Source organism: Streptomyces sp. NBC_01003 (assembly GCF_045162695.1).
GTDB lineage: Bacteria > Actinomycetota > Actinomycetes > Streptomycetales > Streptomycetaceae > Streptomyces.
Window position 1 is genome coordinate 8,416,773 of record NZ_CP108707.1, and the last position, 11,904, is coordinate 8,428,676.

Genomic DNA, 11,904 nt, shown 5'->3' on the forward strand with positions numbered 1-11,904 from the left:
GATGTCGCACACAGACTTTCTGGGACCGATGGGACCGAGCAGTTGTTCCTCGCCTCTGTCGGATCGATGGCCGCCGGTGGTCACCGCTACCTTGTTCTGGACGTCACTGCGCTGACGTTTTGCGGCTCCCGGGGGCTCTACGATCTGCTCACCCTCTGCCGGCGCCGTTGCGGCGGCGCTCTGTCGCTCGCCGGTGTGGGCCACCGGCTTGGCGGCCTCCTTGCCCGGACGGGCAGCGGTGCGCTCCTTCCCAGCCACCCCTCGGTCAGTGAAGCTCTCGCCACCGTGTCCGCTCTGTGCCGTCCTCCCTCGTTGCCCCGGCCCTCCACGACGCGGGGCAACGAGGGAGGACGGCGCGTACGCTCTTGCCCCCGTGGCGGGAGGGGGTGACGGCGACCGTACGGGAGACGAAGCGGACCAGCTGCCAGCCGAATCCGCCCCCGGCCCCGTCGAGATCCGGCGGGCGCTCGCGCGGTGGTGCGTGGCTGGGGTCCCGCACAGTGATCTCCAGCGTGGTGCGATCCGCGGCCAGTCGCAGGGCGGTGAGCCCTCCCGCGTGCCGCAGTGCGTTCGTGACCAGCTCGGAGACGACCAGGACGGCGTTGTCCGTGCACTCGGGGGTCGGGGCGGGCGACAGCTCGGAGAAGAACTCGCGCATGTCGTCGCGTGCCTGGGCTGCCGTGGCTGGGCACGTCGTCCGCTGAGCGTGGTCGGTGTGCCGGTTCCTCATAACGTGTGGCTGACCCATGCGCTGAACCTCCGTCGAGGAGAAGACCTGGTCTCGTGAACCGTGCTTCTGCCCTCATCGGCCGGGGTCTAACTCCGCCACAGGAGGCCCGTCCGTGGCCGCAGCTCAGGGGAACCAAGGAGCAGATCGAGGCTCGCCGGTAGAGATGTTCGACTACGTTGCTCCGCCCGTCACGTTCTGGGCCTGTTCCTGGAAGGGCGAGTGCGCCCCAGGACCTCCTCGTAGGAGTAGTCGGTGCGGCGGAACACCAGGAGCCTCCCGTCGCACACGACGTAGACGAGCACCTTTTCCTTCGTGACCCTCTCGGGCAATGAAACAACCTCCACCGGGTGCGGAGCTGAACCGAACGCCGGCCACGTGCCGAACCTGGGATGCGGGCCTGGGGTTCTCCGGTGATCGAACGAGACCGGGAGGCGCGTCCGGCGGAGAGGTCGGTCGGCTCTTGATGTCAGACGGATCGGCGTCATCGGACGCATCCGCGCCGGACGCGCGGTGCAGTGATGGGTGGACGGTCCGGTATCGCGCGCCTGGCAGTGAGAGGGGGCGACATCGGGAGAGAATTTTCAATTACCAGGCTGATCTGAGGTGAGTGGTGGGTCCGGGGGCGACATGCGTTAGCGTGGCCAGAGTTGACGGCGAGCCTCGTGCTGGTTCGTGCTGGTTTTAGAGGCGCAGTAGGGGTAAACGTGCAGGTCAGGGCGATTTCATGAGAATCCTGCACACTTCCGACTGGCATCTCGGCCGGGCGTTCCACCGGGTGAACATGCTCGGAGCCCAGGCCGAGTTCATCGGTCACCTTGTCGCGACCGTCCGTGAGCGGGCCGTCGACGCGGTGGTCGTGTCCGGCGACGTGTACGACCGCGCGGTGCCGCCTCTCGCCGCGGTCGAGCTGTTCGACGACGCCCTGCACCGCCTCGCCGAGCAGGGCATCCCCACGGTGATGATCTCCGGGAACCATGACTCGGCGCGCCGCCTCGGCGTCGGCGCCGGGCTCATCGGCCGCGCCGGCATCCACCTGCGCACCGACCCCGGCGCCTGCGCGACCCCCGTCCTGATCCCGGACGTCACGGGTGACGTGGCCTTCTACGGACTGCCCTATCTCGAACCGGCGCTGGTGAAGGACGAGTTCGCGGTGTCGAAGCCGGGCCACGAGGCCGTCCTGGCCGCCGCCATGGACCGGGTGCGGGCCGATCTGGCCGAGCGCCCGGCAGGCACCCGGTCCGTCGTCCTCGCGCACGCCTTCGTCACCGGCGGCGAGGCCAGCGACAGCGAGCGCGACATCACTGTCGGCGGGGTCGCCGCCGTCCCCTCCGGCGTCTTCGACGGCGTCGACTATGTGGCGCTCGGCCATCTGCACGGCAGCCAGGTCATCTCCGAGCGTGTGCGCTACTCCGGCTCGCCGCTCCCGTACTCCTTCTCCGAGGCCGACCACCGCAAGAGCATGTGGCTCGTCGACCTGGACGCGTACGGCTTCGCGGCCGCCGAGCGCGTCGACTGCCCGGTACCCAGGCCGCTCGCCAGGATCCGCGGGGACCTCGCGGACCTGCTCGCGCGCCCGGACCTCGCCACGCACGAGGAGGCGTGGGTCGAGGCCACCCTCACCGACCCGGTCAGGCCCGACGACCCCATGGCCCGCCTCACCGAGCGGTTCCCGCACACCCTCAGCCTCGCCTTCGACCCGCAGCGCGGCCCCGAGGACCCCGACGTCTCGTACGCGCAGCGGCTCAAGGGGCGCGACGACCAGCAGATCGCGGAGGACTTCGTTTCCCACGTGCGCGGCGCCGGACCCGACGAGCGCGAGCGCGCCGTCCTGCGTGAGGCGCTCGACGCCGTACGCATCGACGACACCCGGCGCGAGGTCGCCCGATGAGGCTCCACCGGCTGCGGATCACCGCCTTCGGACCCTTCGGCGCAAGCCAGGAAGTCGACTTCGACGACCTGTCATCGGCAGGCCTCTTCCTGCTCCACGGCCCGACGGGCGCCGGGAAGACCTCCGTCCTCGACGCCGTCTGCTACGCCCTGTACGGCTCGGTGCCCGGCGCCCGGCAGGGCGGCGGCCAGGGCACGACCCTGCGCAGCGACCACGCCGCGCCCGGTACGCGCACCGAGGTCGCCCTCGACCTCACCGTCGCGGGCCGCCGCCTGGAGCTGACCCGGCAGCCCCCGTGGGAGCGCCCCAAGAAGCGCGGCACGGGCACCACCACGGACAAGGCCCAGAGCTGGCTGCGCGAGTACGACGCCACGGCGGGCACCTGGAAGGACCTCAGCCGCTCCCACCAGGAGATCGGCGACGAGATCAGCCAGCTCCTCGGCATGAGCAAGGAACAGTTCTGCCAGGTCGTCCTGCTGCCCCAGGGGGACTTCGCGCGGTTCCTGCGGGCCGACGCCGAAGCCCGCGGCAAGCTCCTCGGCCGGCTCTTCGACACCCGGCGCTTCGCCGCGGCCGAGCAGCGGCTCGCCGAGCGGCGCCGCGCCGCCGAGAGCGAAGTGCGCGCGGCGGACGCCGAGTTGCTCGCTGACGCCCACCGTATGCAGCAGGCCGCAGGGAACATCGTCGAACTGCCCGCCACCGACGCCGCGCCCGGCGACCCCGGGCTCGCCGACTCCGTCCTCACCTGGGCCGCCGTCGCCCGCTCCACCACCCGCGAGCGGCTCACCGTCGCGCACCTCGCACTGACCGCCGCCGACGCGGCACGCACCGAGGCGCAGCGCGACCTGGGCGGCGTACAGGAAGTGCAGCGGCTGCAGCAGCGGTACGAAGAGGCGCGGGAGCGGGCCGCTCGGCTCGACGAGCGTGCCGACGAGCACCGGCGGGTCCAGGAGCGCATGGCGTGGGGCCGTAAGGCCGAGGCCGTCGCCCCCGCACTCGCGCTGCGCGAGGCCGCGGAAACCGAACACCGCAGGGCCACGAGCGAGGACACACGCGCGCGTGCCGCGCTGCCCGGGTCGTACGACGGAGCCGGCGCGGCGGGCCTCGCCACCGCCGCGCGGAAGGCGGCCGAGGAGCTGGGCGGCCTGGAGTCCGCCCGGCGCGCCGAGCTGCGCCTGACGGAACTCGCCGGGCAGCGCCACGGACTCGACCGCGAGGAGCGCGCCGACGACGAGCTGCTCCAGGACGCGGCGAGCTGGCTCGACGGCTGGGACAGCGCCCGGGCCGTTCTCCAGGAAGCCGTCGAGTCCGCGCAGGACGCCGCGACGCGCGCCGAGCACCTGGCGGGTCAACTGGAGCCCGCGCAGCAGAAGCTGGAGTCCGCCCGGCGCCGCGACGGGCTCACCGGCGAGGCCGCCGACGCCCAGACCCGCACCCTGCGCGCCCGTGAGGACGCCGCGGCCGCCCATGAGCACTGGCTCGGCCTCAAGGAACAGCGGCTGAACGGGATCGCGGCCGAGCTGGCCGCGCAGCTCGTCCCCGGCGAGAGCTGCGCGGTGTGCGGGTCCACCGACCACCCCGACCCCATGCGCAAGACCGCGGAGCACGTGGGCCGCGACGCCGAGGAGTCCGCCCTCGCCGCGTACCGCCGCGCGGACGACGCGCGCACCGCGCAGGAGAGCCGGCTCGCCGCGGTGCGCGAGTCACTCGCCGCCGCGACGGCCGCCGCCGGAGAGGCATCCGCCCTGGAACTCGCCGATGCGGCCGACGAGTTGCGCGCGCGACACGCCGAGGCGCGCGGCCTCGCCTCCGGGCTGCACGCCGCGCGTGAGGCCCTCGGTCAGGCCGAGGGCGAGCACGACCGCAGACTCGCCGCGCAGCAGGAAGCCGCCCGTCGCGCCGTCGCCCGCGCCACCCTGCGCGAGAGCCTCGACCGCGAGCAGGGCGTCCTGGAGCGCGAGTTGGCGCAGGCACGCGGGGCGGAGGCCAGCGTCGGCGCGCGCGCCGCGCAGCTGGAGCGCCTCGCGGCGCAGCTCACGGCCGCCGCGGACGCAGCCCGCACCGCCGACGACTGTGCCAAGCGGCTCAAGGACGCCGACGCGCGACTCGCCGACGCGGCGTTCCGCGCCGGGTTCGACACGCCGGAGGCCGCCGGCGCCGCCCTCCTGGACGACGCCCGGCATCGGGAGCTGCAACACCGGCTCGACGCCCGCCAGTCCGAGGAGGCCGCGGTGCGCGCCGTACTGGCCGAGGACGACACCGCGGCAGCGGCCCGGCAGGCGCCCGCCGATGTGGCCGCGGCGCGGCATGCCGCCGAGGCGGCCGACCGACGGGTGCGCGAGGCGGCCTCCGCGCGCGACGACGCGGCCCGCCGCTGCACCGAGATCGACCGGCTCTCGGCCCGCTGCGCCACGGCCGTGCGACGGCTCGCACCGCTGCGCGCCGCGTACGACCGCGTGGCGCGCATGGCAGGCCTCGCCGCTGGGACGTCCGCGGACAACGAGCGCAAGATGCGCCTGGAGTCCTATGTGCTCGCGGCCCGGCTCGAACAGGTCGCGGCCGCCGCGACCGCGCGGCTGGCCCGCATGTCCTCGGGCCGCTACACGCTCGTGCACTCCGACGGCCGTTCGGGGCGCGGCCGTTCCGGCCTCGGCCTGCATGTCGTCGACGCATGGACGGGGCGCGAACGGGACACCGCGACACTCTCCGGCGGCGAGACGTTCTTCGCGTCGCTCGCCCTCGCCCTCGGGCTCGCGGACGTCGTCACGGACGAGGCGGGCGGCGTCCGTCTCGACACACTCTTCATCGACGAGGGCTTCGGCAGCCTCGACGACCAGACCCTGGACGAGGTGCTCGACGTCCTGGACTCCCTGCGCGAGCGGGACCGCAGCGTCGGCATCGTCAGCCACGTCGCCGACCTGCGGCGCCGGGTGCACGCGCAGCTGGAGATCGTGAAGGGGCGGTCGGGTTCGGTCGTACGGCAGCGGACCTGAGCCACTTTTGGCGGCGGTTCAGTGGCCGAGCGGGCGCCGGGGCAGTGGGGACGAGTAGACCACGCTGGTCGTCACCGAGCCGAGCGCGCCGATCCTGCCGGAGACCTCCTCCAGGTGCTTCATCGAGCGGGCCGCGACCTTGATGACGAAGCAGTCGTCGCCGGTGACGTGGTGCGCCTCCAGGATCTCCGGCGTCACCTCGACGAGGTCGTGGAACGGCTTGTAGTGCCCGTTCGGATAGCGCAGCCGTACGAACGCCAGGATGGGCAGGCCGATCCGCTCGGGGACGACCACCGCCGCGTACCCCGCGATCACCCCGGCCTCCTCGAGGCGCTTCACCCGCTCGGTGACGGCGCTCGCGGACATGGAGACGGCCCGGGCGAGCTCGGCGTAGCTCGCCCGGCCCTCGCGCTGGAGGACGTCGAGGATGCGCCAGTCGGTGGCGTCGGGGACGTACGGGGATTCACCGGTCATGCGGCAGGAATAGCAGGGACATCCCCGGCAGATCAAGGGCGATGCCGGGGATCGTCACTTCAGGAAGATCGCCGGGAACCATAGATTTCTGGTCGAGGGCGGCACGGTCGTGCGGCCCGCAGCGATCCGCCCGGGAGGCCGACATCATGACCGCGACCACCACCGTCACCCCCAACTCCGTGCTCCGTGTGCCCCCGGCGACCCCCGCCGCAGCCGCCGCATACTTCGGCGCGAGCCTCGCCTTCCACGCCGACGTGTCCGACGTCGCCTCGGCGCTCGCCGCGGGCGGAGACCCGGGCTTCGTCGTCATCGACACCCGCTCCACCGCCTCGTGGGACCAGGGGCACGTACCCGGCGCCGTCCACCTGCCCACCGCGCTCATCGCCGAGCAGGCCGAACAGCTCCTCGACAGGTCCGTGCCCGTCGTCACGTACTGCTGGGGCCCGGGATGCAACGGCGCCACGCGCGCCGCTCTCGCCCTCGCCGAACTCGGCTTCCAGGTCAAGGAGATGCTCGGCGGCTTCGAGTACTGGGCGCGGGAGGGCTTCGCGTACGAGACGTGGGAGGGGCCCGCGCAGCGCGACGCCGACCCGCTGACGGCGCCGGTGGACTCGGACGACTGCGGCTGCTGAGCGAGCGCCGGGAACGTGGATGTGCGGGCGGCAGCCGCCAAGTGCCGCCGCCCGCAATCGAGTTACAGCTGGGACAGCTCGTCCACGAGGTCGTCGAGGCCGAGCGATCCCTGCGAGAGAGCCGCCATGTGCCAGGCCTTCGCGTCGAACGCGTCCCCGTGCCTCGCCTGCGCGTTGGCGCGGCCGAGCAGCCACGCGCGCTCGCCCAGCTTGTAGCCGATCGCCTGCCCGGGGATGGACAGATAGCGGGTCAGCTCGCTCTCCACGAAGTCCGCGGGCCGGCTGCTGTGCGCGCCGAAGAACTCCTGCGCGAGGGCGGGCGTCCACCGCTCGCCCGGGTGGAACGGCGAGTCCGCCGGGATCTCCAGCTCCAGATGCATGCCGATGTCGACGATGACGCGGGTCGCGCGCATCATCTGCGCGTCCAGATATCCGAGCCGCCGCTCGGCGTCCGTGAGGAAGCCCAGCTCGTCCATCAGACGCTCCGCGTACAGCGCCCACCCCTCGGCATTGGCGCTCACCATGCCGACGCTCGCCTGGTAGCGGGAGAGGCTGTCCGCGACGTGCGTCCACTGCGCGATCTGGAGATGGTGACCGGGTACGCCCTCGTGGTACCAGGTGGAGACCAGGTCGTAGACGGGGAACCGGGTCTGGCCCATCGTCGGCAGCCAGGTGCGCCCCGGCCGCGTGAAGTCCTCCGACGGCGCCGTGTAGTAGGGCGCCGCGGCGCTGCCCGCCGGGGCGATCCTGGACTCCACCTTCCGCACCCGCTCCGCGAGTTCGAAGTGCGTGCCGTCGAGGGCCTCGATCGCCTCGTCCATCACGCCCTGGAGCCAGCGCTGCACCTCCTCCACGCCCTCGATGTGCGCGCCGTGCTCGTCGAGGTGCGCGAGCGCCACCCACGGCGTCGCGGCGCCGGGCAGGATCTTCTCCGCCTCGGTCCTCATCTCGCCGAGCAGGCGGTGGTACTCCGCCCAGCCGTACGCGTACGCCTCGTCGAGGTCGAGGTCCGTGCCGTTGTAGTAGCGCGACCAGCGGGCGTACCGCTCGCGGCCCACCGTGTCGGGCGAGCCCTCGATCGCGGGCGCGTACACGTCGCGCATCCAGTCGCGCAGTTCGACCACCGCGGCCGTCGCGGCGCCGCCGGCCTCGTCGAGCTCGGTTCGCAGCGCGTCGGGCCCGTCCGCGGTGAAGTCCTCGAACCAGCCGCGCCCTTCGCCCGCCCACTCGGTGAGCTGCTCGATGAACGTGGCGGTCGGCCGTGGTCCGCCGTGGAGCTTCTTCTCCAGGCCCAGCGACAGCGTCTCGCGGTACCCGGCGAGCGCCCCGGGCACGGCGCGCAGCCGCTCCGCGACGGCCGCCCAGTCCGCGTCCGTCGCGGTCGGCGTGAGGGTGAACACCTCCCGCATGTGGTGGACGGGCCCGCCCAGATTGGTGACGGCCCGCAGGTTCTCCTCGGCGTCGTGCACGGCGAGTTCGGCCGTGAGCCGCTCCCGCAGGAGCCGGCCGCAGCGGCGCTCGGCCGCGCTGTCGGCCCCGGGCCTGCGCTCGGCCTCGTCGAGCCGCGCGAGGGTCGCCCGCGCGAGAGCGGCGAGGGCCTCCTGACCGGCGGGTGAGAGGTCGGGCAGTTTGCTGTGGCTCTCGGGCACGCCGAGGTAGGTGCCGGTGACGGGGTCGAGGGCGATGAGCTCGTCGACGTAGGCGTCGGCGACTTCGCGCGGGAGCGGTCCGGTGACGGCTGCTGCTGTGGCTGACGAATCTGACATGCCGCCATCGTCATACGGGGCGGGGGGCCGCGTCATCAAGATTCGCCGACGGCGTCGGCGGACGGGGGCAGCAGCGGGCCGCACTCCCACTGCTGGAAGATCAGCCGCGTCTCGACGCGCGCCACCTCGCGGTGCGCCGTGAACTCGTCGAGTACCAGCCGCTGGAGGTCGGCTGTGTCGTGCACGGCGACATGCACCAAGTAGTCGTCGGGGCCCGTCAGATGGAAGACCGACCGCGCTTCCGGCAGCGCCCGGATCCGCTCCACGAACGGGCCGACCAGCTCGCGCCGGTGCGGCCGGACCTGCACCGAGAGCAGCGCCTGGAGCCCGCGGCCCAGCTTCGCCGGGTCGAGGCGCAGCTGATGCCCGAGGATCACGCCGGACCGGCGCAGCCGGGTCACGCGGTCGAGGCACGTGGACGGCGCGACGCCGACCTGCGCGGCGAGGTCCCGGTAGGTGATGCGGGCATCGTTCTGGAGGAGGCGCAGTATGTGCAGATCAACCGGATCAAGTACGACGGAATCGGCCATTGGTCGAACGTAGCACGGGGTTTGTCCCATGAACCCCGGCCGTTGTTCAGGCTGTCGCCCATGGAGAACGACCTGTACGCAGGGATGCGCCCGGGCCCCGCCCACCGGCGGGCCCTGGCCACCGAAGCCGTGCACGCCGGCCGCGACGACCTCGCGGGACTCGGGCTGCACGCCCCGCCCATCGACCTGTCCACCACGTACCCGTCGTACGACAGCCGTGGCGAGGCCGCCCGCATCGACGCGTTCGCGGCGGACGGCGTCGTCGACGAGGGCCCGCCGGTCTACGCCCGGCTCGGCAATCCGACCGTCGGCCGCTTCGAGACCGCGCTCGCCCGGCTCGAAGGGACCGAGAGCGCGGTCGCCTTCGCGAGCGGCATGGCGGCCCTGACCGCGGTGCTGCTCGTACGCAACGGCGCCGGGCTGCGCCATGTCGTCGCCGTCCGGCCGCTGTACGGATGCAGCGACCACCTCCTCACCGCGGGGGCGCTCGGCACGGAGGTGACCTGGGTGGACCCGGCGGGCATCGCGGACGCGATCCGGCCCGACACCGGGCTCGTGATGGTGGAGTCACCCGCCAATCCGACGCTCGCCGAGCTCGATCTGCGGGCCGTGGCCCACGCGTGCGGAACGGTGCCGCTCCTCGCCGACAACACCTTCGCGACGCCGGTGCTCCAGCGGCCCGTCGAGCACGGCGCGCGGCTGGTGCTGCACAGCGCGACCAAGTTCCTCGGCGGGCACGGGGACGTCATGGGCGGGGTCGTGGCCTGCGACGAGGCGTTCGCCCGGCAGCTGCGCCAGGTGCGGTTCGCGACGGGCGGCGTGCTGCATCCGCTCGCCGGCTATCTGCTCCTGCGCGGCCTCGCGACGCTGCCGGTGCGGGTCCGGGCGGCGTCGGCGACGGCGGCCGAACTGGCGGCGCGCCTGTCCGGGGACCCGCGTATCGCGCGCGTGCACTATCCGCGGATCGGCGGCGCGATGGTCGCCTTCGAGACCGTGGGCGACCCGCACGAGGTGATCCGTACGGTCCGCCTGGTCACGCCCGCCGTCAGCCTCGGCAGCGTCGACTCGCTCATCCAGCACCCGGCGTCCATCAGCCACCGCATCGTCGACGCCGGCGACCGCAGGTCGGCGGGCGTGAGCGACCGGCTGCTGCGGCTTTCGGTGGGTCTTGAGGACGTCGAGGACCTGTGGGCGGACCTGGACCAGGCATTGGGGGAGCCGGGCGCTGTTACGGGGCGTGCGGCCGGGGCGCGCCTGCGGGTGCCGGAGTGACGTAGAGGTACTTGCCCGGACCGGAGAGAAGCAGGAGGGGACCGGTCCGGGCCGGACAGACGCAGGAGCGGACCGGTCCGGGCCGGCTCGCGAGGAGCCGGTCCCGGCCGGCCCGGACCTCAGTGCCGGTCGGCCTGCTCGTACGCCGCGCGGGGCCCCTCGTACGGCAGCCGTGACCTGACCGGAGTCGCCTCCAGGCGCGCCGTGATCACCAGCGTGCCCTCCTCGATCTGGTAGTCGAGGGGCAGTCCGAGGCCGCGCATCGCCGCGACCATCCCGGTGTTGGACGCCTGTGTGACGGCGTACACGCTCTCGCAGCCCGCCTCGATCGCCATCGCGACCAGGCGGCCGAGCAGCTCGGTGCCGATGCCGCGGCGCTGCCAGTCGTCCTCGACGAGCAGCGCGATCTCCGTCTCGTCGCCGTCCCACAGCAGATGCCCGAGGGCGACGATGCGGCCCGCCGCGGTCTGCGCCGCGAGCGTGCGGCCGAAGCGGGGGCTGAGCAGGTGGTTGAGGTAGCGGTCCGCGTCGCCGACGGGCCCGTGGTAGCGCTTGCTCAGCGTCGCGCGGGAGCACCGCTCCTGCATCTCCTTGGCCGCCTCCACGTCGTTCGAGTCGGCCCGGCGCACGGTGATCGCATTGCCCTCGGGGAGCGTCAGGACGTCCTGGCTGCGCGGGATGCGCGGGCCCAGCCGCGCGTCGAGCTCGACCAGGGCGCGGGCGCGCGCGAACTCGGTGGGCGTGAACGGCAGATACGGCCGCTCCACGGTGATCACGCCGCCTTCGGGGGCCCGGAGCCGGATCACGGTCCCTTCGAGCGCCCCCTCCACGGGCGCGCTCTCGGTCGTTCGGCCGCTCACCGTCGTGCCCGGCAGCGACCTGATGGTGCACCGGCCGAGCAACTGGCGCAGCGCCAGCGGGAGTTCGGCCGCGTCCAGGGCCGTGCGCGTGGCGAGACCGAGGATCCGGGTGGGCGCGTCCACGAGGTCGTGGGCGTCGGCCCGCTCGATCCAGGTGCCGGACCCGCCGGCCAGGGACACGACCCGGCTGAGTTCGGCGGCGGGCAGCTCCCGCGGTGCGCGCAGCAGGAACTCGTCCACGGTCCCCTCACCCAGGGGGTGCGTCTGGAGGCTCAGGATGTCGACCCGCAGCGGGGTGAGCGCCGTGCACAGGGCCGCGAGCGACCCCGGCTCGTCACGGACCGTCGTCCGCATGCGCCACAGCGCGGTGGCCGTGGCCTGGTTCGTCGCCTGCGGGCCGGCGCCTGTGGGGACCTCTGTGTCGGGCTGTTCCGACTGCCCGGCGCGCTCCGTGGGGAGCCGCCGGGCGTCGGTATCGCCTGTCGGGGGTGCGTGGTTGTGGCGTCGTGCCCACCATGTGTGGAATCCGGCCGTGGCGAGGAGTACCGCGGCCGAGATGGCGAGCAGTGCGGGGCCGTCGGGGCCGTGACCGACGAGGTTCGCCACGGCGTCCGCGACGGCCACCGCCGTGAACAGGGCGGCGAGCTCGACGACGTCGCGCCGCCAGTGGTGGACAGGGCGGCCGTTTTTGGCCCGCCTCACATCAGACATGTCTGGACTCATGCAGCCACTGTGAAGGAACGGTGTTGCGTGATCACG

At 73.2% G+C, this 11,904-nt stretch carries 10 protein-coding genes; 4 read left to right on the plus strand and 6 right to left on the minus strand.

Going from position 1 to position 11,904, the window contains the following annotated elements; genetic code table 11:
• Positions 1 to 265: 265 nt before the first annotated feature.
• A complete protein-coding gene (locus OG698_RS38450) occupies positions 266 to 730 on the minus strand; it encodes an ATP-binding protein (RefSeq protein WP_406108578.1) in 465 nt (154 codons plus the stop codon).
• 724 nt (positions 731 to 1,454) lie between these two features.
• Between OG698_RS38450 and OG698_RS38455 the strand changes: the two genes are divergently transcribed.
• Together OG698_RS38455 and OG698_RS38460 are read left to right on the plus strand one after the other, a co-directional pair.
• Complete coding sequence (locus OG698_RS38455; protein WP_406108580.1) at positions 1,455 to 2,618, plus strand: exonuclease SbcCD subunit D; 1,164 nt, start codon at positions 1,455 to 1,457, stop codon at positions 2,616 to 2,618.
• The gene (locus tag OG698_RS38460; RefSeq protein ID WP_406108582.1) at positions 2,615 to 5,611 is read left to right on the plus strand and encodes an AAA family ATPase; all 2,997 of its coding nucleotides are present in this window, start codon (positions 2,615 to 2,617) and stop codon (positions 5,609 to 5,611) included. Before OG698_RS38455 ends, OG698_RS38460 begins: the two co-directional genes overlap by 4 nt.
• A gap of 18 nt (positions 5,612 to 5,629) precedes the next feature.
• Here the strand turns inward: OG698_RS38460 and OG698_RS38465 are convergent, their stop codons facing one another.
• A complete protein-coding gene (locus OG698_RS38465; RefSeq protein ID WP_406108584.1) occupies positions 5,630 to 6,085 on the minus strand; it encodes an Lrp/AsnC family transcriptional regulator in 456 nt (151 codons plus the stop codon).
• Complete coding sequence (locus OG698_RS38470) at positions 6,075 to 6,254, minus strand: hypothetical protein (protein WP_406108586.1); 180 nt, start codon at positions 6,252 to 6,254, stop codon at positions 6,075 to 6,077. The genes OG698_RS38465 and OG698_RS38470 overlap by 11 nt, the downstream gene beginning before the upstream one ends.
• Between OG698_RS38470 and OG698_RS38475 the strand changes: the two genes are divergently transcribed.
• Positions 6,232 to 6,717 carry a rhodanese-like domain-containing protein gene (locus tag OG698_RS38475; protein ID WP_406108588.1) on the plus strand — a complete coding sequence of 162 codons (486 nt, stop codon included), beginning with the start codon at positions 6,232 to 6,234 and terminating at the stop codon, positions 6,715 to 6,717. The genes OG698_RS38470 and OG698_RS38475 overlap by 23 nt on opposite strands.
• 62 nt (positions 6,718 to 6,779) lie before the next feature.
• On the opposite strand, the gene OG698_RS38480 is transcribed toward OG698_RS38475, so the two are convergent.
• Together OG698_RS38480 and OG698_RS38485 are read right to left on the minus strand one after the other, a co-directional pair.
• Positions 6,780 to 8,483: a DUF885 domain-containing protein gene (locus tag OG698_RS38480; RefSeq protein ID WP_406108590.1), complete on the minus strand. Its 1,704-nt coding sequence runs from the start codon at positions 8,481 to 8,483 to the stop codon at positions 6,780 to 6,782.
• A 35-nt stretch (positions 8,484 to 8,518) separates the two neighbouring features.
• A complete protein-coding gene (locus OG698_RS38485; RefSeq protein WP_406108592.1) occupies positions 8,519 to 9,013 on the minus strand; it encodes an Lrp/AsnC family transcriptional regulator in 495 nt (164 codons plus the stop codon).
• Positions 9,014 to 9,073: 60 nt separating this feature from the next.
• On the opposite strand from OG698_RS38485, the gene OG698_RS38490 reads away from it, so the two are divergent.
• The gene (locus OG698_RS38490; protein ID WP_406108594.1) at positions 9,074 to 10,285 is read left to right on the plus strand and encodes a trans-sulfuration enzyme family protein; all 1,212 of its coding nucleotides are present in this window, start codon (positions 9,074 to 9,076) and stop codon (positions 10,283 to 10,285) included.
• Between the two features lie 119 nt (positions 10,286 to 10,404).
• Here the strand turns inward: OG698_RS38490 and OG698_RS38495 are convergent, their stop codons facing one another.
• The gene (locus OG698_RS38495) at positions 10,405 to 11,856 is read right to left on the minus strand and encodes a GNAT family N-acetyltransferase (protein WP_406108596.1); all 1,452 of its coding nucleotides are present in this window, start codon (positions 11,854 to 11,856) and stop codon (positions 10,405 to 10,407) included.
• Positions 11,857 to 11,904: the final 48 nt, after the last annotated feature.